We start from the raw sequence: 20,568 nt of genomic DNA on the forward strand, positions 1-20,568 counted from the left end.
CCGCACCCGCTAACCGTTCTGCTGACCGGGGAGGGTGCCCCGGGTGAAGGCGGTGAGGAGGTCGTCCAGGGTGGAACGGCCCTCGGACAGCGCCTTCATGTCGAGCGTCTCGGGCAGATGCGCCGCCATCGTCCGCTGCTTCGCCTCGGCGGCGTCCTCCTGCGCCCGCTGCACCGTCTCCAGCAGCGCCTTCGCCAGCTCCGCGGCGGCCATCGAGCGGTAGCGGGTGCTGTGCAGCTTGATACCGGTCACCCGGCCCCGGGCGTCAGCCGTGACGCTGAGCAGATGATCCTTGGCCGTAGCCGTCACGCTGACCCGGTCGAGACTCTCCCGCGCCTCCTTGGCCTGGACGCGGGCCACCTCCAGACGTTCCAGGGCGTCCTCCATACGGCCCAGCAGCGGGTTGCCATTCATCGGTCTCTCCCTGGTATGCGGTGTCGGCGAAGAGTTGGGTGCCCGGCCGGCCGAGCACGGTGGGTGCCAGCTCCGGATCGGTTCCCCATACGGATGCGTCCTCGGCCAGCCAGGTTGTGCGCTCCCGCTCCTGATTCTCCTGGCCCTTGCCGCCGCCCATGCCGTTGGCCATCGGCGGGAACAGCGGGACGCCCGAACCGTTCTTGCCGCCGGTCGACGAGGTGGAGATCGGGCCGCGTACGCCGCCCGCGCCGTTGGCGCCGGAAGCTCCGGAGGAACCGGTCGAAGTGGTCTGCACCCCGCCGGTGCCGGTGCCGGTGGAGCCCGGGTTCAGGTTGCTGTTGCCGGAGGAGAGCCGCGGCGGGGTGTAGTTCTTGATGTCGTTGGGCGTCCACCGCTTCAGGTCGGTCTGCCCCGGGCGTGGCGGCTTGTAGGTGGTGTTCTTGCCGACGTTGTTGTTCTTGTCGTAACCGGTGTACGGGTTCTTCCGGTTGAGGTCCGTGCTGCCCGGGGGCGGCGTACCGCCGGGGTTGCGCAGGTACGGCGGTATGTACTGGTTCTGATCCTTGGTGTCGGTCCGGCCCGGGGGGAGGTCGGAGCCGTCGCCCAGCTTGTTGCCGCCGAGGTTGTCGGTGCCGGTCTGACCGGGCGGCAGGTCGGTGTTGTCCCCGAGCTTGTTGTCGCCGAGTCCGTTGGTGTCGCTCTGGCCGGGCGGGAGGTCGGTGCTGTCGCCGAGGCCGTTGGTGCCGGACTGGCCGGGCGGCAGATCGCTGCCGTCGCCGTTGGTGTCGCTCTGGCCGGGGGGCAGGTCGGTGTTGTCGCCCAGTCCGTTGGTATCGGACTGGCCGGGTGGCAGATCGCTGCCGTCACCCTGGCCGTCACCGGTGCCGCCCGGTGGGATCTGGGAGCTGTCCGGCGGCGTCTTGGTGCCATCCGGCGGCGGTGTCTCGGTGCCGTCCGGCGGTGGGGTCTTGGTGCCGCCCGGTGGCGTCTGGGAGCCGTACCCCCCGCCGTTGATGGCGTTCTCGATGCTGGTCGGGACGGGCTTCAGCGCCAGTGCCGCGCTGTTGTACGCCTGCGACAGCTTGATGTGGACGTCACCGACCATGCCGTTCAGGTACTGCTGGGCGGTCTTCAGCCACAGGTCCTTCGCATGCTGCTCGATCAGGTCCCAGGTGCCCTGCTGGTCGACGTAGCCCAGCTCGCCGTACTCGCTGTGGGTGAGCTTGGTGGTGCCCTGGCCGCCGCCCGGATTGTCCTTGTGGTCGACGTTCAGCCCGGACAGCACCTGCTGGAGCGCCCCGGCGGGCGACCATGTGGGCTGGGATCCCCAGGTGCTGTAGATCTGCTGCATCTCGTTCACCGCGGAGCGCAGACCCTCGCGTGCCTGGGCGACCGCGCCGAGATAGCCGCCGTTGCCGTCCGGGCCGCCGGTCAGCGTGTTGATCTCCTCGAACGCGCGGGACAGACGCAGCAGCACATCGGCGAAGGCCGAGGAGGCGGAGCCCTTCCAGCCGGTCTCCGGGGCGTCCATCTTGGCCCGCCACTGGTCGAGGCCGATGTGGAAGTTGTTGAAGTACTGGATGGCGGCCTTGAGCTGCTGCTCGGTGGTGGTGAAGCTCGGCAGCGAGGTGACATCGGTCCCCGAGCCCGCCAGCGCCTGGATGACGTGGTAGGAGCCCATGTTCAGCTTGGGCCACGCCGAGTCCTTGCTGTCCGGGCCGCTCTCCTCCTCGCCCAGCATCGTGATGCCCGCGGTGCGTGAGAGCCCACGGCCGTCGTCGTACCGCGTGACCCACTGGCCGCCCTTGAACGGGTCCTGCCCGAGGGCGTAGTTCCAGTACGCCTTCGTCCAGCGTGGCGCCGTCACCGCTTCCAGCGGCGGGATCTGGTCGATGGCCGTGCCGCCCGGCAACCCCTTCGAGAAGAAGGAATTCAGCAGTTCGGACCAGGTCGTGGGGTCGGCCATGGGTCTGCTCCTGGGGGAGAGGCGGTCGGGGGGACGGGAGGCGGCCGGGGGCCCGCGGGGACCGGCGCCCGGCGGATCAGGCGGTGGTGTTGCCGCTCGTGTTCGTGTTGCTGTTCGTGTTGCTGTTCGTGCCGGTGTTCTGGCCGTTGCCGTTGGAGTTCTCGGTGGAGGAGCCCGGCGGTTCGGTGCCGGTGGTGCCGGAGCCCTTGCCCCCCGCCGTCAGCGCGCCGCCGATGATGCCCTGCAACTGCTGGGCCGTCAGCTGGGTGTTCTCGTCCTCGATGTTGCTCATGGCGGTGCTGGTCTCCAGCATCTGCACCATCATCTTGTCCGAGAGGCTGTACGCGGTGTTCAGCTCGTTGAGCAGCGCGGTCGCCGCCTCCTTGACGCGGTTTTGCAGATCGACGGCCGGCTGGTAGTTCGGCCCGCCCGGCAGCAGCTTGTTGGGGCCCTGGAACGCCTGGAGGAGGAGGCGCGCCTGGTCGGCTCCGTCGCGCAGGTTGGTCAGCTCGTTCGTCCGGAAGCCCTCCAGGGTCGCCTTCGTGAACGTCAGGGTTCCGTTGTCGTCCGCCATGTCTCGCTCCTGGGGTGAGGGCGCGCGCACGGGCGCGGGCCACGGTGATCGGCGCGGAAGTACGAAGTGGTACGGGGGAAGGGAGTGCCCGCCGCGGACGGGGGCACCGGAGGAGGGCGGCGTGCGAAGACGCGCTCCGCACGCCGCCCGCACGGACCGTCAGCTGGTGGTGAGCGCACCCCACTTGGCCTGCTCGGCACCGTCGACCTGCTGGTAGTTCATCCGGACCTGGCCCAGCGTCCTGCCGCCCATGCCCAGCGTCGCGCGCATCTCGTCGACCTTCTGGATCCAGTTGCGGTGCGCGTTGTCGTACGCGTCGACGGCCTGACCGGACATCTCGCTGCGGACGGTGTTGACCTGGGCGTTCAGCTCATCCAGGTAGTTCTCGATCGTCCGTGTGTAGTTCACCAGCTCCTGATGGCCCTGGTCCATGGCGGCGTGGTTGGTGCTGAAATCGGTAAGTTCCATCTGGCGCGTCCTCACGAATCGATGGGGGGACAGGGGGAGAGAGGCGGCCCGCAGGCGGCCCGGTCGCGGACCGCCGGGAGCGGCCCGCCCACACGTCGCTCAGTGGTGGCTGGTCTGCGTCACCCACTTCTGGCTCAGGCCGACGCCCTCCGCCTCGGTGTTGGTGAAGCTGTTGCGCGTGCCGCCCAACTGGTCGCCCATCGCCTGGAGGGAGTCCATGAGCGCCTTGAGCTGCGTCTGCCAGGTCGCGAGGGCGTTGCCGAAGCCGCCCGACGCGTTGCCCGTCCAGCTGCCGGACAGCGCGATCTTGCTGTTCTCGACGCTGGTCTGGATGTTCTGGCAGCTGGTGTGCGTGTTGTCGATGGCCTTGGCCGCGATCTGGAGGGCGTGCTCACTGCTTGTGAGCCTGGGCTCTGACATACGGAACTCCTCGGAGATCGGCACCGGACGTGGACCCGTTGTCCGTGTCCCGGCGGAATCGTGCGGTGAACGGCGTCCGGGCCGGAGCGGCCGCCGAACGGTGCGTCATCCGGCCGCCCCCTTCCCGGAGTCTGCGGTGGCGCTCGCGGAGGCGCGGCACTCGGGGTCCTCCGGCGCCTGCGGCGCGGTCAGCGCGGGCTGCGCCGCCGCCACCGGATCGAGCACGGGGCCCGTCGGCAGCAGCCGCAGCAGCGCGGACGGCAGGCGTACGGCCTCCGGCTCGGTGAACGACAGCCTCTTCAGCACCGAGTCGTCGGCCAGCGGGTACTTGGTGCCGTCCCCGGTGATGAGGTACGGCGCACCGGTGCTGCGGCCGCTGCCCTCGCCGCCGCGGCCCGGCAGCGGGCGGGCCAGCACCGCGGTGCCCGGCTGCGCGGTCACCAGCCCCGGCTGCGGGCAGCCCGGCGCGGTGCTCTGCCGCGGCACGATCTCCCGGCCGCCGGCCAGCCGCCGGTCGGTCAGGGTGATCTGCTGGAGCGGCGCGTTGCCGTGCGGGGTGACGGCCAGGCAGGGGACGGCGCCGCCGGGGGAGAGGGCACGGGGCGGCGCGGCGGGCAGTCCGGCCAGGAGGCCGGCCGGCTCGCCCTTGGCCAGCGCCGGGCGGACCTGGTCGGGGGTGAGGGCGACGGCGCTGGGCGCGGCCCCGTCGTACGCCTTCTTCCGGGTGGCGGCGTCGCCGGTCAGCAGCTGCGAGCCGGTGAGGGTGAACGGCACCAGCCCGTCCTTGGTCAGCAGGTAGTACTGGTCGGCGGAGCTGGGCGTGTGCACCACGAAGAACTGACCGACGACCCGCTTCGACCCGCCGATCTCCGGGCCCGCGGAGCCGCGCCCGGGCACGTCCGGCGCCGCCAGATCGGGACCGGCGGGGATCGCGGCGAGGAACGACTCGTCGACCGCGACCGGCTCCACGGTGCCGTAGCCGAGCGCCTGCACCGCGCCGCCGCGGTCGTCGAGCCGCAGCCGCTGGCCGTGCCACAGCAGGTAGTCGTTCTCCTTGGCGTCCTGGACGAGCACCGCCTCGGTGTCCCGCAGCGGCGGGCTCTGCGCGCTCACGCCGATCCCCACCGAGGTGGTCGCCAGCTCGCGCCCGTCGTCGCCGGTGCGGCTGGTGGCGCACACCTGCCAGGCACCGCGGGAGAGCGCGTCGCTCGACGGCAGCGAGTCCGGTGCGTCCGGGATGCCGATCGCGGTGCCGCGCGGTACGCCCGCGAGTGACTCCCGCGAGACCTCCTGGACCAGGCCCTTGTCGCCGACGGCGAGCTTCGCCGAGGTGTAGTTGAGGACCGGGCGCAGCTCCCCGCCGCCGTAGAGGTAGCGGGCGCCGGTCTCCTTCTCCACGATGATCGCGTTCGCCTGCTGCCAGGCCGTGGACCGGCCGGGGAAGAGCAGACCGGACACCGCGAACCCGACGCAGAGCAGCACCCCGATGACCAGTCCGATGACGGTCCCGCGCTTGGTGCGCCCCATATGGGTGTCGATGGCGTCCGGGTCGGCGGAGAGCATGCTGGAGGTCAGGCGTCCCACCACGAAGGAGTACGCCTGGACCTGGTCCCGCCGTGACTGCATCTGCTCTCCTGCCACCGTGCTGCGCCCGCTGCTGCCGGGCCGTGTTGTCGGGGTTGTGCCGACCGGACGGTGGGATCGCGCCGGTCGCGGACCACCGGGAAGGCGAGGGGCGCGCGGGGCCGGTCGTCCGCCGCGCGCCGCGGAACGTCAGCTCAGCCAGGCCCGCAGGGCGCCGAGCGCACCCAGATCGATCAGGACGAGCGGGAACAGGGCGATGGCGCAGGCCGAGTGGAGCAGATCGGCGGCGCGCCCCCAGTACGGCACGAGGCGGCGGCCGGGCAGCGCCCAGGAGGCGATGGTCAGTCCGGCGCCGACGACCAGCAGCACCAGCAGGACGAGGGCGCGGGTGCCGGGCGAGCCGTGCCAGGCGAAGCCGAGGGCGGGCAGCAGCAGACCCAGACAGCCGGGGAACACCACCGACAGCCGCTGGCGGGTGCCGGCCATCGCCCGGGCGTGCAGCACCAGCAGCACACTGAGCACCGCGCCGAGCACCAGCGGCTCCCAGCCCCGCCCGGTGGACAGCGCCACCAGGCAGACCGCGCACATCAGGCCGCAGGCCGTGTAGAGGGCGGTCATGTAGCGGTCGGCGACGCGGGTACGCTCCAGCACCTCGGTGGACGGCACCGGGTCGATGCCCTCCTGGAGCTCCTGGGCGTTGGTGGGCAGCGGCGGCAGCCGCAGCCCGGCCAGCCGGAACGACAGCAGGGGGACGAAGGTGCCGAGGGCGACGGTGACGGCGGCGACCGGACCGGCCGCTTCCGACGGGGCGAGCCCGGCGGTCAGCCCGAGGATCCCGCCGACCGCGGTGAGGAGGAAGCCCAGCAGGACGGCGGTGAACAGCGGCGCCGCGGACGCCGCCGCGGCCAGCGCCAGGATCGCGGCGCCCGAGCCGGCCGCGGCACCGGCCAGCAGCCGCGCCCCGAGCAGCGGGTCGCCGGCCGGCCCGGCGGGCACGAACCAGCCCGCCACGAAGAGATAGGGGACGGCCAGCAGGCCGAGGGTGGTACCGGCGACGGCGTCGCCCACGGCCCGGGCGGCGGCGATCGCGCCGAGCAGCAGGAGGACGCCGACGGCGGCGGTGGCCGCGGAGTGCAGCAGCGGCAGGCCGCTGGTGGCCAGCGGGACGAGACCGGCCAGCAGCACGGCGGCGCCGAAGCCGAGGGCGAGACGCCGGGTGCCCTCCGGGCCCCACTGGCCGGTGCGCTCGCGCATCCCGGTGGCGACGCCGTCGACGAGGTCGTCGAAGTGGACGGGCGGCAACTGTTCGCGGCGCGGCCGCAGATGGAGGGTCTCGCCGTCCCGCAGCCCCAGGTCGGCGGGGGTCGACTCCTCGTCGAGGGCGGGGCGGCCGAGCCGCTGGAGGATCCAACCGCCGTGCTCCACGCCCGTTTCGTCGAGATCACCACCGGGGACGGAACCGTGTTCCAGCAGTGAGGGCATCACCTCGACCAGGGGCATGTCGGCCGGTAGACCGATCTCGAAGGAGCGCTCCGGCGCCTTGACGACGATCTTGCATATATCGGCAACGATGGTGCTGCTCACGTCAGTTCTCGCCTTCCGCCCCAACGTCGAGGGTCTTCGACCAGAACGTCCTGCCCGGGCAAATGCCGCCGTCCGAGACCTGTCGGTATAAAGCGGATAGACATCCGATGACTGTGCTGACGCCTTTTTCTCGATCTTCTCGATGGGTGGGGCCTCTGCACAGGCCGCGGAACGTCACGCTCCCGGCGCGGAAAAGCACGTGCTCTGGCTGCGTGGAGGGCGTCCTGGTGGAGAGGAAGTTAACACAAGTCGCTTTAACATTGGTCGGTCCGGCAAAAACTTGTGTGATCTTCGTCAGGGTGGGCCGGCGGGGGCCGCGAACGGCCATGGCATCATCTGGGCCCACCAGCCCGACGCGCCGCCGGACGCCCGCTGTTGACGCCGCCGCCCCCTGCCCGGACACCCCCTCCGGGCGGTCGGCCGGACCCGGCGGCGGCCGGTCCCGCACGTACCGAGAGGACCCGTGTGAGCCTCATCCTCTTCCGCCGTCCACCACGCCGGCCGGGTCCTGAAGTTCCCGGTGGCGAACTGGAATTGCAGGAGCCGCCGGCGCTCCCCGAGCGGACCGGCAACCTCTCCGCGCTCTTCACCTATCTGCCGATGGCCGTCGCCTCCACCGGCATGGTGCTGATCTTCCTGCGGCCCGGCGGCGGCAGCGGCGTCTTCACCTACATGGTCGGCGGAATGATGCTGGTCTCCACGTTGGCCATGCTGATCGGCCAACTCGTGCGCTCTGCGGGCGAACGCAAGCAGCGGCTCAGCGGCGACCGCCGCGACTACCTTCGTTATCTGTCGCAGAACCGGCGCAAGGTCCGCGAGGCCGTCGTCGGACAGCGTGACGCCCACGCCTGGCGCAACCCCGACCCGGAGGCACTGCGTTCACTGGTGCGAACGACTCGGTTGTGGGAACGGCGCACCTCCCACGAGGACTTCGCCGAGGTCCGTCTGGCCGTCGGCGACCAGCGGCTCGGCATGCGCGTCGCCCCCATGGAGACCAAGCCCGTCGAGGACCTGGAGCCGCTCGCCGCACATGCGCTGCGCCGCTTCATCCGCGCCTACACCTCCGTCGCCGACCAGCCCATCGCCCTTTACCTCCGCGGCTATGCCCGTGTCCAGTTCCGCGGCGACGACGAGAGCGTACGGGCCATGATCCGCGCCCTCGTCGGGCAGCTCGCGGTCTTCCACGCCCCCGAGGAACTGCGCCTCGCGGCCTGCACCTCCAAGGACGCGCTGGAGCACTGGGAATGGCTCAAGTGGCTGCCCCACGCCCTGCACCCGACCGAGCACGACGGCGCCGGACAGCGCCGTCTGATCACCGAGGACACCGCCGAATTCGCCGAACTCCTCGGAGGTCTGCTCTCCGACCGGCCGCGCTTCGACCCTCAGGCCGCGCCCGGCAAGGAGGAGCCGTTCACCGTCGTCGTCCTCGACGGTGCCGACCTGCCCGGCGACGACCGGCTCTCCGGCGGCGGCTACCGCAACTGCGTCGTCCTCGACCTCTCCGGCAGCCTCGCCTGGGGCGGCCCGCACACCCTCGGTCTGGAGGTCGAACCCGGCCATCTGCGCGCCGTCGGCCGCGACCGCAACGGCCGCGAAACCGTCTCCCGGCTCGGCCGCCCCGACGCCCTCGGCCTGGTCCGCGCCCGCTCCCTGGCCCGCATGATCGCGCCGTACCGCATGAGCGTGACCACCGAGGTCGCCGAGCCGCTGGAATCCGACTTCCAGCTCACCACCCTGCTGGGCATCGCCGATCTGCACACCCACGAGCTGGAGCGGTTCCACGAGTTCCGCGGCCCGGGCGAGCGTGACCGGCTGCGCGTCCCGGTCGGCGTCGCCGCCGACGGCTCGCCCGTCGAACTCGACCTCAAGGAGTCCGCGCACAACGGCATGGGCCCGCACGGCATGCTCATCGGCGCCACCGGCTCCGGCAAGAGTGAGCTGCTGCGCACCCTCGTGACCTCGCTCGCCCTCACCCACTCCTCCGAGATCCTCAATCTCGTCCTGGTGGACTTCAAGGGCGGCGCCACCTTCCTCGGCCTGGAGAACCTGCCGCACACCTCCGCAGTCATCACCAACCTCGCCGACGAGGCCGCGCTGGTGACCCGGATGCACGACGCGGTCCACGGCGAACTGATCCGACGTCAGGAACTGCTCCGTGCGGCCGGCAACTACACCAACAACCTGGAGTACGAGAAGGCCCGCCTCGCCGGGGCCCCGCTGGCGCCCATGCCCTCGCTCGTCATCATCGTCGACGAGTTCAGCGAACTGCTCGCGGCGCACCCCTCCTTCATGGACCTCTTCGTCATGATCGGACGGCTCGGCCGCAGCCTCGGCGTCCATCTGCTCCTCGCCTCCCAGCGCCTCGACGAGGGCCGCGTCCACCAGCTCGAATCACACCTCTCGTACCGCATCGGCCTGCGTACCTTCTCCGCCATGGAGAGCCGCGGCGTCCTCGGCGTCCCCGACGCCCACCAGCTGCCGCCCGCCCCCGGCAACGGCTACCTCAAGAGCGACACCGCCACCCTCACCCGCTTCAAGGCCGCCTACGTCTCCGGCCCCTACGAGGCCCGGCGCCGCAACGCCCCGAGCGCCCAGGGCGGCGGCTCGGCCGTCCCCTACCGCTCCGGCTACGTGGCGCCCACCCGGCCCGTCGTCCCCGTCGAGCCCGACCCGGCCGAGGAGCGCGAGCAGCTCACCCTGCTGGAGACCGCCAACCGGCGCCTGCTGGACGCCGGCGGCCCGCCCGCCCACCGCATCTGGCTGCCCCCGCTGGACATCCCGCCGACCCTCGACGAGATGCTCCCCGCCCAGCCCGAGGACCTGGCCCGCCGCTACGACCCCGCGCGCGGGGAGGCCGGACCGCTGCGGGTGCCCGTCGGCGTCGTCGACCGCCCCTTCGACCAGCGGCGCGACCCGCTCGTCGCCGACCTCTCCGGCACCGGCGGCCACCTCGGCGTGGCCGGCGGCCCGCAGACCGGCAAGAGCACCCTGCTGCGCACCGTCATCACCGCCCTCGCCCTCAGCCACACCCCGCGCGAGGTGCAGTTCCACTGCCTCGACTTCGGCGGCGGCGGCTTCGGCACCCTGGCCGACCTGCCGCACATGGGCACCATCAGCAGCCGCGTCCACACCGAGCGCGTCCAGCGCACCGTGGGCGAGCTGGAGACCCTGCTGACCCGGCGCGAGGAGCAGTTCGCCGAGTCCGGCATCGACGGCATCGCCGACTACCGCAGGCGCCGCGCCGCCGGGGAGTTCGCCGACGACCCCTGGGGCGACGTCTTCCTCGTCGTCGACGGCTGGTCCACGCTGCGCAACGACTTCTTCGACCTCAGCCAGAACATCGCCCAACTCGGCGCCCGTGGCCTCAACTACGGCATCCACCTGCTGATCTCCTCGCCCCGCTGGGCCGACATCCAGCCCGCCCTGCGCGATCAGATCGGCAGCCGCTTCGAGCTGCGGCTCGGCGACACGGTGGATTCCGTCATCAACATGCGCAAGGCCAAGGAGGTCCCCCGCATCCCCGGCCGCGGTCTGACCGAGGACACCTACCACTTCCTCACCGCGCTGCCCCGCACCGACGGCGACGGCAACGCCGCCACCCTCACCGAGGGCACCCAGGAGATGGTCGCCGCCGTCCGCGCCGCCTGGGGCGACCGCCCCGGCGCCCCCGCCGTCCGGATGCTGCCGCCCACCGTCCACGCCGCCGAACTGCCCGAACCCGTCGGCCGCGACGTCCCGCTGGGCCTGGAGGAGAACGAACTCGCCGCCTTCCGCCAGGACTTCGACGCCAACCCGCACCTCGTCGTCATCGGCGACACCGAGAGCGGCAAGACCAACCTGCTGCGCCTGGTCGCCGACTCCATCGTCCGCACCCACACCGCGAGCGAGGCCAAGTTCGCCTTCGTCGACCTGCGGCGCGAACTGTACGACGCGGTGCCCGAGGAGTACCGCCTCGACTACGCGGTCTCCCTCGACGCCGCCCGCGAGATGGTCCGCAACTGCGCCGCCTCGATGCGGCCCCGCATCCCCGGCCCGGACGTCACCCCGGACCGGCTGCGCAAGCGCGACTGGTGGAAGGGCCCGCAGGTCTTCCTCATCGCGGACGACTACGACCTCGTCGGCGGCTCCGGAATCGGCGCGCAGACCCCGTTCGAGCCGCTGATCGACATCCTCACCCAGGGCTCCGAGATCGGCTTCCACCTGATTCTCGCCCGCTCCGCCGGCGGCGTCAGCCGGGCGATGAACGACCCGCTGATGCGCCGCCTGGTCGAGGCCAACACCAACCGGCTGCTGCTCTCCTGCCCGCCCGGCGAAGGCGTCCTCTTCGGCGACATCCGCCCCCGTACGTACCCGCCGGGCCGCGCCCAGTGGATCGCCCGCCGCCGCAACGTCCAGGTACAGACGGCACTGCTGGGGGAGAAGGAGCACTAGAGGTTCCTGGGAGGTGCCGGTCACGCCAGTGGGGTGGCCGGCATCTTCGTTTCCCCGGGCCCGGGCACGGAGATGTGCCCGCGCGCCGCATCCGCCGCCCGCGCGCGCCCGTTCCGGCGCACCATGACCGGACCGTCGGCCCACGAGGAGACCCGGAGCCCCCATGCCCTTACGGATCGCCGTCACCGCCGAGCCGATACCGTCCCATCTCAGCGCGCTCGACTACGTCGTCGGCCCGGCCCGGGAACAGGGCCACCAGGTCACCCTCCACGCCCCCCTGATGTTCCGCGGGGAGGCCCGCCGCCGCGGCATCGGGTACCGGCGGACCGGCACGGACTGGACCTGCGGGCCCGGCGTGCAGGAGACGGTGAGCGAGATCTGGCGGCAGCACGGGAACGGGCCCTTCAACCGCCATGTCTTCGGACGGCTCTGGCCCGACCACGCCGAGGCCAAGACCCGCGCCCTGCTCACCGCCTGGCACCGGGACCGGCCCGACCTGGTGATCGCCGAATGCAGCGACCCCGGCGCCCACCTCGCGGCGCGGATCCTGCGCCTGCCGCTGCTCGCGGCGGACAACGGCCTCGGACCGCTGCTCCAGGACCTCTGGGACACCGACATCGCACCCGCCCTGAACCCGCTGCACAAGCAGTACGGCCAAGGCGCCCCCACCCTGCCCCCGATGCTCACCCCGGCCCCGGTCCGGTGGTTCCATCCGACGCCCCCGCCCGCCGCGCGACCGGTCCGCCGCACCGTCGCGGCACACCGCACCGTCCTCCCCGCCGGGCCGGCCCACGCCCCGTCCGCCCGCCCCCTCGTCTACGCGAGCCTGGGCACCCTCACCACTGCGATGCCGGGGCTGCGCACCACCGTGGAGGCCCTGTACCGGGAGATCATCGCCGCGCTCACCGCGGTCGACTGCGACGCGATCGTCTCCGCGGGCGCCCTCGCCACACGCCTGACCGCCGACGACCCCCGTGTCACCGTCGTCTCCCACGTCCCGCAGCCCGCCCTGCTGCACCGCGCCGACCTCTTCGTGACGCACGGCGGCCGGGCCTCCCTGCTCGACGCGGTGCAGGGCGCAACGCCCGTCCTCGGCATGGGCATCCTCGCCGACCAGCCCGCCAACACCGCCGCGTTCGCCCGGCTCGGACTCGGCCGGTCCCTGCCCCTGACGGCGGCGCGCACCGAGATCGCCGACGCCGTGACCGCCCTCCTCGGCGACCCCCGGTACACCGACGCCATGGCCGCGGCCCGCACCGAACTGGCCGGACTGCCCCCGCTCGACCTCACACAGCTGCCGGAGCCCGGCTGAGCGGCCGGCACACACGAGGCGCACCGGGCGACGGGCCCGGTGCGCCTCCGTCGTCAGGGGTGCGGCCGCTACGGCGCGCGCCAGCCGCGGGCCCGGCCGCGGGGGACGACCACCGCCAGCAACGCCGCGACCGCCGCCACCGCGGCGACCCCGCCCGCCATCGCCCACACCGGCCCGGACGCGACCTGCGGCGGCGGTTGGTCCGCCTGGTAGGCCGCGGCGACCGGGCCCGGGCCGGGTGCGGCGGTGGCCCCGCCCGGCCGCAGCGCGGCCACCGCGCCCTCCGGGTCGACCATGCCGTAGCCGGTCACCGCGTCCGGTACCGCCCCGGCGCCGCGCACCGCGGTGGCCCGCAGCCGTTCCCGTACCGCGTCGGCCGACAGCTGCGGATCGCGGGCGCGGACCAGCGCGGCGGTCCCGGCGACGAACGCCGCCGCCACCGGGTCCCCGCCTCCCGTGAAGTGCCCGCCGCCGGGGCCCACGCTCAGCACCCGGTCGCCGGGGGCCGTCAGATCGACCCGGACCGCCGCCCCGCCGGCCGTCGCCTGCCCGGCGTCGCCGCCGAGCGGGGCGCCCTCCACGGTGACGGCGGCCACGCTGACCACCCGCGGATAGGCCGCCGGGTACGAGACCCCGCGGCCGCGGCTCTCCGTCCCGGCGCCCGCCACCACCACGACATCCTTCTGCTGCGCATACCCGAGCGCCGACTTCAGCGCCCCGCTGGAGCGCTTGGCCCCCACCCCGACCAGCACCACCCGCGCGCCGTGGTCGATGGTCCGGCGGATGCCCGCGGCCACCGCGTCGGGGTCGGCCTCACCGGCGTACCCCTCCGCCTCCACGGCCGCCCCGACCACCCGGGCCTGCGGAGCGACGCCCTCGAAGCCGATGCCCGGGGTGCGCGCGGCGGCGACCACACCGGCGAGGAAGGTGCCGTGCCCGGAGCAGTCCTTGCCGGTGCCCGACGCCCGCCCGGACAGCGCCGGGACGGAGGCGTCGAGCCCGCCGTCGACCACCCCGACCGTCACCCCGCGGCCCTCGCTCAGCGGATGCGCCTTCTCGATGCCGAGCAGCTTCTGCGGCCACGGCGTCGCCCGCGCCGTCCCGGAGCTGTGCTTGACGCACTTCGTCCCGTCGAGCACGGTGGAGATCTGCGGCAGTACGGCGGGGTCGGCGAGCGGGGCGGCCACGGCCGGAAGCGGGACCGCCGCGGCGAGCAGGACGCAGCCCACCGTGGTGGCCCGCAGGGAGAGTTTCCGCCGGCGGTCGGACACGAAGGTGCCTCCTGGAGCAGGTCGGACAGCGGCCGCCCGAAGGGGCCGGCCTGTGCTTGACCGGGATCATACGCAGAACCGGCCGACGGACGAACGGGCAGACGAGGCAGGGCAGTTTGTCCGCCGGGCCGCGGAACGGACCGGCCCCACAACCCCCGCCCCTCCTCACCCCGCAGCCCCCGCCCCGCTCACCCCGCGGGCTTCCGCGCCTCGATCAGGAACCGCGTCGCCCGGGCCTGGAACGGCCCCTCCGCGAGGATCTTCTCGTGCAGCTCGCGCAGCCGGTCGCGGTAGCCGTCCACGGTGAAGCCCGGGACCATCCAGATCACCTTCCGCAGGAAGTACACCACCGCGCCGATGTCCCGGAACTCCGTCCGCAGCGACTCCAGCCGCAGATCGACGACGTCGAGACCGGCCGCCTCCGCGTCCCGCCGGGCGTCGTCCGGGTGGCGGCGGCGCCGCACCTCGTCCGGCTGCGGCCCCAGGAGGAACTCCACCAGCTCGAAGACGCTGGCCGGACCGACCTGCTGGGACAGGTACGTACCGCCCGGCTCCAGCACCCGGGCGACCTCCTGCCACCACACCGTCACCGGGTGGCGGCTGACGACCAGGTCGAAGGCGGCGTCGGCGAACGGCAGCGGCGGCTCGTCCGGGTCGGCGACCACCACCACACCCCGCGGCCGCAGCAGCCGGGTCGCCGCCGCGACGTTCGGCGGCCACGCCTCGGTGGCGGCCACCAGCGGCGGCAACCGGTCCACCCCCGCCAGCACCTCCCCGCCACCGGTCTGCACGTCCAACGCCGCCGACGCGCCCGCCATCCGCGCGCCCATCAGCCGCTGATACCCCCACGACGGGCGTTCCTCCGTCGCCCGCCCCGCCAGCCAGGAGAAGTCCCAGCCCGCCATCGGAGCCCGCTCGGCCTCCGCCACCAGATCCTCGAACGTTCGTGACACGGGGGGATGCTCCCAGCCACCCCCCGCCGAAGCCATTCGGCATCCGCCGTCCGGCGGTACCCGGGTCGTACCCCGGCCATCGGCCGATCGCCGCGCCGTCAACCGATCGGCTGATACGGCATCGAGCGCGTCGGCCGATGCCCGGTACGGGCCCCGCGGGCCAGGCTGACGTCATGTCCATCATCGAAGTGACGGGCCTGCGCAGGGCCTACGGGGGGCGCCCCGTCGTCGACGGCATCAGCTTCACCGTCGACGAGGGCGAGATCTTCGGCATCCTCGGCCCGAACGGCGCCGGCAAGACCACCACCGTCGAATGCGTCGAGGGGCTGCGCGTCCCCGACGCCGGAACCGTACGGGTCGCCGGCCTCGACCCGATCGCCGACCACGACCGGGTGACCGGCCTCCTCGGCGCACAGCTCCAGGAGAGCGAACTCCAGCCGAAGCTCACCGTCGGCGAGGCCCTGGAGCTGTACGCCGCCTTCTACCCGCACCCCGCCGACCGCGGCCACCTCGCCGACCGGCTCGGCCTCACCGAACTCCTCGACCGCCGCTTCGGCAAGCTCAGCGGCGGCCAGAAACAGCGCCTGTTCATCGCGCTCGCCCTCATCGGCAACCCGCGCGTGGTGGTCCTCGACGAGCTGACGACCGGCCTCGACCCGCGGTCGCGGCGCGACACCTGGCAGCTCATCGAGGAGGTCCGCGACAGCGGCGTCACCGTCCTCCTCGTGACCCACTTCATGGAGGAGGCGCAGCGGCTCTGCGACCGGGTCGCCGTCATCGACCGGGGCCGCATCGCCGCCCTCGACACCCCCGCCGGGCTGATCCGCGGCGCCGCCACCGCCACCGTCATCTCCTTCACCCCCTCCCGGCCGCCGGACCCCGCCGACCTCGCCGCCCTGCCCGCCGTCACCGCCACCACCACGGACCGGGACGGCCGCATCACCCTGCACGGCGCCGACGACACCGTCACCGCGCTCCTGTCGCTGCTCGCCCGGCACTCCATCACCGCAGGCCGGCTGCGCGTCACCGACGCCACCCTCGACGACGCCTTCCTCGACCTCACCGCGGGGCACGGCGCCGACGACCTCATCGACCGGGAGAGCTGAGATGCCGACCGTGACCACGGCGCACACCGCCGTCCTCCGCACCGAGGCGAAGCTCTTCCGCCGCGAACCCGGGGCGCTCTTCTGGCTCCTGGTCTTCCCGAGCGCGCTGCTGACGATCCTCGGCCTCATCCCGGCCTTCCGCGAACCGGGCGCGGCCCCCGGCGGACTGCGCGTCATCGACCTGTACGTCCCCGTCGCCGTACTGCTCGCGCTGGCTGTCGCCGGGGTGCAGACCATGCCGGTCCAGCTCACCGGCTACCGCGAACGCGGCATCCTGCGCCGCCTGTCCACCACCCCGGCCCGCCCCGCGTCCCTGCTCATGGCGTCGCTGCTGCTGCACGCCGCCGCCGTCCTCGGCTCCGTCCTGCTCGCCCTCGCCGTCGGCCGCCTCGCCTTCGGCGTGGCGCTCCCCGCCCAACCCGCCGGATACGTCCTGGCGTTGCTCGTCACCACGCTCGCCGCGTTCGCACTGGGCTGTGCGCTGTCGGCCGTCTCCCGGACGGTGAAGGCCGCACAGACCCTCGGGACCGTCGTCTTCTTCCCGATGATGTTCACCGCGGGCGTGTGGCTCCCCGTCCAGTCGATGCCGGAGACGCTGCGCCACCTCGTCGAGTGGTCGCCGCTCGGCGCCGCCTCGCAGGCGCTCGGCCAGGCCGCCGCCGGGGACTGGCCGAGCTGGTCGCACCTGGGCGTGACCGGCCTGTGGGCGGTACTGCTGCTGACCGTCGCGGTCCGCCGCTTCCGTTGGGAATGACGGACGGGCACGCCGTGCGTCACACCGTCCCCGGGCCGCAGGGGAGCCCGGGGACGGTGCGCGGCATCCTGAACGCCATGACGACCGTGAGCCGGATGCCCGGCACCGACGAGCGCTGGGAGCAGTTCCACCGCTGGGGCCCGTACTTCCTGTTGGCGGTCAGCTGCGCCCTCGCGGTGGTGTCGGCGCCGTTCCTTCCCGCACCGGGCCACGGCCACCGAGCCGTCGGGCTCGGCGCCGCCGCCCTCGTCCTCCAGCTGTGGTGGCACCGCAGGCGCCGCACCGCCGCCGCGGGGACGCCGCCCGCCCTCGTGTACTACGCCGCCCGCACCGCACTCGCCTTCGCCCTGACCTGGGTGAACCCCTTCTACTCGGTCTTCGCCCTGATGGGGTACTTCGACATCGGGGCGCTGCTGCCGCCCCGGCTGATGAAGGCCGGGCTGATCCTCACCGCCGTGACGATGGCGGGGGCGCAGTCCGGCGGGCTGCCCCCGGGGCCGGACGCGGTGAACTGGATCCTCTTCGGCGGACTGTTCCTGCTCCACTGCGCACTCGGCCTGCTCTTCAGCCACCTCGCGCAGCGGGACGCCGAGCGGGCGGCGGCGAAGGCGGCCGCCATCGCCGAGTTGGAGCGGACCAACGCCCGCCTGGAACAGGCGCTCCAGGAGAACGCCGGGCTCCACGCCCAACTCCTCGTCCAGGCCCGCGAGGCCGGCATCGCCGACGAACGGCGCCGCCTGGCCGCCGAGATCCACGACACCATCGCCCAGGGCCTGACCGGCATCATCACCCAGCTCCAGGCCGCCACCGACACCCACGACCCGCACCGCGCCCGCTCCCACGTGGAGCGCGCCGCCGCCCTCGCCCGCCGCTCTCTGGGCGAGGCGCGCCGCTCCGTCCAGGACCTCGGCCCCGGCGACCTGGAGCACGACGCGCTCCCCGAGGCGCTGGAGAAGCTGGTACGGAACTGGTCGGCGCAGGCGGGCGCCCGCGCCGGACTGACCGTCACCGGCACCGTCGAACCGCTCCACGACGAACTGGAGGCCACCTTGCTCCGCATCGCCCAGGAGGCGCTCGCCAACGTCGACCGGCACGCCGCCGCCACCCGCGTCGGCGTCACCCTCTCCTACATGGGCGACGAGGTGAGCCTGGACATCCGCGACGACGGCCGCGGCTTCGACCCGCTGGCGCTGCCCCCGCGGTCGGCCACCGGCGGCTTCGGCCTCGGCGGTATGCGGGCCCGTGCCGAACGCGTCGCCGGAACCGTCGACATCGAGTCGGAGCCCGGCGCCGGAACGGCCGTCTCCGCTCGCGTACCGTTGGTGCGCCATGGCTGACGACCCGACGATCACCCTTCTCCTCGTCGACGACCACCCCGTCGTCCGCGACGGACTGCGCGGCATGTTCAGCGCGTCCCCCGGCTTCACCGTCCTCGGCGAGGCGTCCGGCGGCATCGAGGCGGTGGCGCTCGCCGCCCGCCTCGACCCCGACGTCATCCTGATGGACCTGCGCATGCCGGGCGGCAGCGGCGTCGAGGCCATCGCGGAACTCACCCGCCGCGGCGCCCGCGCCAAGGTCCTCGTCCTCACCACCTACGACACCGACTCCGACACCCTCCCGGCGATCGAGGCGGGCGCCACCGGCTACCTCCTCAAGGACGCCCCGCGCGACGAGCTGTTCACCGCCGTCCGCGCCGCGGCCGCCGGCCGCACGGTCCTCTCGCCCGCCGTCGCCTCCCGCCTGGTCACCGCCGTCCGCTCCCCGGCCCCCGCCGACGCCACCCTCTCCGCCCGCGAGCGCGAGGTCCTCGCCCTCGTCGCCAAGGGCACCTCCAACCGCGAGATCGCCCGCGTCCTCTTCATCAGCGAGGCCACCGTCAAAACCCATCTCACCCACATCTACGCCAAGTTGGACGCGAAGGACCGCGCCGCGGCGGTGGCGAACGCCTACGACCGGGGGATTCTCGGGTAGCGCGCCGGGGCACGACGAAGGACCGCACCCGGCGGGGAAAACGGCGAGCAGCCGCAAAAGAAAAGGCAAGGACGGATATCCGCTCCTTGCCACTCTCAACATATAGCGCACAGGGGGCCTTGCCGCAAGGCCCCCAAGGTGCCGCAGAATATCCGCCGCACGTCCGGGACCAGCGGAAACGGCGGCCCGCCGGGTGGCGAGGGGCCGCCGCGTGCCGGGCCGTGAGCCCGCAGAGCACTTCCCGTGAACGGGGTATTCGATGAATGACGCGGTGAATGACGCGATGCACGACGGAACGCATGACGGAACGCATGAGGGAACGCACGACGTGATCGTGGTCGGCGGTGGGCCGACCGGTCTGATGCTGGCCGCGGAATTGCGGCTGCACGGCGTGGACGTCGTCGTACTGGAGAAACTGGCCGCGCCGTCCGGGCAGTCCCGCGGGCGCGGTCTGCATGCCCGCAGCGTGGAGATGCTGGACCAGCGCGGACTGCTGGAGCGGTTCCTCGCGGCGGGGGAGAAGTTCCGGGCCGGCGGCCTGTTCGGCGGCATCATCAAGGCGTGGCCGGACGGGCTGGACACCGCCCATCCCTACGGCGTCGCCATCGGTCAGCCGGAGACCGAGCGGTTGCTGGAGGAGCGGGCCCGTGAACTGGGCACGGAGATCCGCCGCGGCTGCGAGGTCGTCGCGCTGCACCAGGACGCGGACGGGGTGGGCGTCGAGGCGGCGGACGGGACGCGGCTGCGGGCGCGGTACCTCGTCGGGTGCGACGGCGGCCGCAGCGCCGTCCGCAAGCTGGCCGGCATCGGGTTCCCCGGCGAACCCGCCACCACCGAGACGCTGCTCGGCGACATGGAGGCGACCGCGGACCCGGCGGTGATCGTCGCCGCTGTGGCGGAGGTCCGCCGCACCCAACTGCGGTTCGGCGTCATGCCCGACGTGGACGGAAAGACGGGCGTCTACCGCTTCATCGTCCCCGCCGAGGGCGTGTCCGAGGACCGTACGGCGCCGACCCTGGACGAGTTCAGGGACCAGCTGCGGGCCTGGGCGGGCACCGACTTCGGGGTGCACTCGCCGCGGTGGCTCTCCCGCTTCGGCGACGCCACCCGGCAGGCCGAGCGCTACCGGACGGGCCGGGTGCTGCTCGCCGGCGACGCCGCGCACATCCATCCGCCGACCGGCGGCCAGGGCCTCAACCTCGGCATCCAGGACGCGTTCAACCTCGGCTGGAAGCTCGCCGCCGAGGTCTCCGGACGGGCGCCCGAGGGGCTGCTCGACACCTACCACGCCGAACGCCACCCGGTGGGCGCCCAGGTGCTGGCCCACACCCGCGCCCAGATGACCCTGCTGGGCACCGACCCGGGCCCGGCGGCGCTGCGTGAACTCTTCTCCCGGCTGATGGACATCGACGAGGTGAACCGGCACATCACCGGCCTCATCACCGCCGTCGACATCCGCTACGACCTCGGCGACGGCCACCCCCTGCTCGGCCGCCGCATGCGCGACGTCCCGCTGCGGCAGGGCCGCCTCTACGCGAGGATGCACACCGGCCGCGGCCTGCTGCTGGACCGCACCGGCCGGCTCACGGTGACGGGCTGGACCGACCGCGTCGACCGGGTCCCCGACAACGCCGTCGCCCCGGAGACCCCCGCCGTACTGCTGCGACCGGACGGCCATGTGGTGTGGGTCGGCGACGATCAGGGGGAGTTGGAGGCGCGGTTGGGGGAGTGGTTCGGGGCGGCCGGGGAGTGAGGGA

Annotated in this window: 16 protein-coding genes; 7 read left to right on the forward strand and 9 right to left on the reverse strand. The window is 73.2% G+C overall.

Features of this window, described 5'->3' with window-relative positions:
- Positions 1-9: 9 nt before the first annotated feature.
- From ACF1BH_RS09380 to eccD, 7 genes are all read right to left on the reverse strand, one after another.
- The gene (locus ACF1BH_RS09380; RefSeq protein WP_391641823.1) at positions 10-309 is read right to left on the reverse strand and encodes a YbaB/EbfC family nucleoid-associated protein; all 300 of its coding nucleotides are present in this window, start codon (positions 307-309) and stop codon (positions 10-12) included.
- Positions 266-2,383 (reverse strand): hypothetical protein, encoded by a 2,118-nt coding sequence (locus tag ACF1BH_RS09385; protein WP_391641824.1) that lies wholly within the window; start codon positions 2,381-2,383, stop codon positions 266-268. The genes ACF1BH_RS09380 and ACF1BH_RS09385 overlap by 44 nt, the downstream gene beginning before the upstream one ends.
- Positions 2,384-2,459: 76 nt before the next feature.
- Positions 2,460-2,957: a hypothetical protein gene (locus ACF1BH_RS09390; RefSeq protein ID WP_391641825.1), complete on the reverse strand. Its 498-nt coding sequence runs from the start codon at positions 2,955-2,957 to the stop codon at positions 2,460-2,462.
- A 159-nt stretch (positions 2,958-3,116) separates the two neighbouring features.
- A complete protein-coding gene (locus ACF1BH_RS09395) occupies positions 3,117-3,425 on the reverse strand; it encodes a WXG100 family type VII secretion target (RefSeq protein ID WP_391641826.1) in 309 nt (102 codons plus the stop codon).
- A 99-nt stretch (positions 3,426-3,524) separates the two neighbouring features.
- Entirely contained in the window at positions 3,525-3,845 is a 321-nt protein-coding gene (locus ACF1BH_RS09400) for a WXG100 family type VII secretion target (protein ID WP_391641827.1), read from the reverse strand.
- A gap of 105 nt (positions 3,846-3,950) precedes the next feature.
- On the reverse strand, positions 3,951-5,471 hold the full coding sequence (gene eccB, locus ACF1BH_RS09405) for a type VII secretion protein EccB (protein WP_391641828.1): 1,521 nt from the start codon (positions 5,469-5,471) through the stop codon (positions 3,951-3,953).
- 147 nt (positions 5,472-5,618) lie between these two features.
- Positions 5,619-7,013: a type VII secretion integral membrane protein EccD gene (gene eccD, locus ACF1BH_RS09410; protein ID WP_391641829.1), complete on the reverse strand. Its 1,395-nt coding sequence runs from the start codon at positions 7,011-7,013 to the stop codon at positions 5,619-5,621.
- Between the two features lie 534 nt (positions 7,014-7,547).
- Here eccD and eccCa point away from each other — a divergent pair.
- Both eccCa and ACF1BH_RS09420 read left to right on the forward strand, forming a co-directional pair.
- Positions 7,548-11,444: a type VII secretion protein EccCa gene (gene eccCa, locus ACF1BH_RS09415; protein WP_391641830.1), complete on the forward strand. Its 3,897-nt coding sequence runs from the start codon at positions 7,548-7,550 to the stop codon at positions 11,442-11,444.
- A 163-nt stretch (positions 11,445-11,607) separates the two neighbouring features.
- Entirely contained in the window at positions 11,608-12,756 is a 1,149-nt protein-coding gene (locus tag ACF1BH_RS09420; RefSeq protein ID WP_391641831.1) for a glycosyltransferase, read from the forward strand.
- A 68-nt stretch (positions 12,757-12,824) separates the two neighbouring features.
- Here the strand turns inward: ACF1BH_RS09420 and ACF1BH_RS09425 are convergent, their stop codons facing one another.
- Positions 12,825-14,027 (reverse strand): S8 family serine peptidase, encoded by a 1,203-nt coding sequence (locus ACF1BH_RS09425; protein ID WP_391641832.1) that lies wholly within the window; start codon positions 14,025-14,027, stop codon positions 12,825-12,827.
- Between the two features lie 188 nt (positions 14,028-14,215).
- Entirely contained in the window at positions 14,216-14,980 is a 765-nt protein-coding gene (locus ACF1BH_RS09430) for a class I SAM-dependent methyltransferase (protein ID WP_391641833.1), read from the reverse strand.
- A 173-nt stretch (positions 14,981-15,153) separates the two neighbouring features.
- On the opposite strand from ACF1BH_RS09430, the gene ACF1BH_RS09435 reads away from it, so the two are divergent.
- The 5 genes from ACF1BH_RS09435 to ACF1BH_RS09455 all read left to right on the forward strand — a co-directional run bounded on the left by ACF1BH_RS09435 (position 15,154) and on the right by ACF1BH_RS09455 (position 20,564).
- Positions 15,154-16,086 carry an ABC transporter ATP-binding protein gene (locus ACF1BH_RS09435; protein ID WP_391641834.1) on the forward strand — a complete coding sequence of 311 codons (933 nt, stop codon included), beginning with the start codon at positions 15,154-15,156 and terminating at the stop codon, positions 16,084-16,086.
- 1 nt (position 16,087) lies between these two features.
- Positions 16,088-16,840 (forward strand): ABC transporter permease, encoded by a 753-nt coding sequence (locus tag ACF1BH_RS09440; RefSeq protein ID WP_391641835.1) that lies wholly within the window; start codon positions 16,088-16,090, stop codon positions 16,838-16,840.
- A gap of 77 nt (positions 16,841-16,917) precedes the next feature.
- The gene (locus ACF1BH_RS09445) at positions 16,918-18,177 is read left to right on the forward strand and encodes a sensor histidine kinase (RefSeq protein WP_391641836.1); all 1,260 of its coding nucleotides are present in this window, start codon (positions 16,918-16,920) and stop codon (positions 18,175-18,177) included.
- The gene (locus ACF1BH_RS09450) at positions 18,170-18,811 is read left to right on the forward strand and encodes a response regulator (RefSeq protein ID WP_391641837.1); all 642 of its coding nucleotides are present in this window, start codon (positions 18,170-18,172) and stop codon (positions 18,809-18,811) included. The genes ACF1BH_RS09445 and ACF1BH_RS09450 overlap by 8 nt, the downstream gene beginning before the upstream one ends.
- A gap of 283 nt (positions 18,812-19,094) precedes the next feature.
- Entirely contained in the window at positions 19,095-20,564 is a 1,470-nt protein-coding gene (locus tag ACF1BH_RS09455) for an FAD-dependent oxidoreductase (RefSeq protein WP_391641838.1), read from the forward strand.
- Positions 20,565-20,568 lie beyond the last annotated feature (4 nt).

The organism is Streptomyces sp. NPDC014733, from assembly GCF_043083385.1.
In the GTDB taxonomy this organism is placed as follows: domain Bacteria; phylum Actinomycetota; class Actinomycetes; order Streptomycetales; family Streptomycetaceae; genus Streptomyces.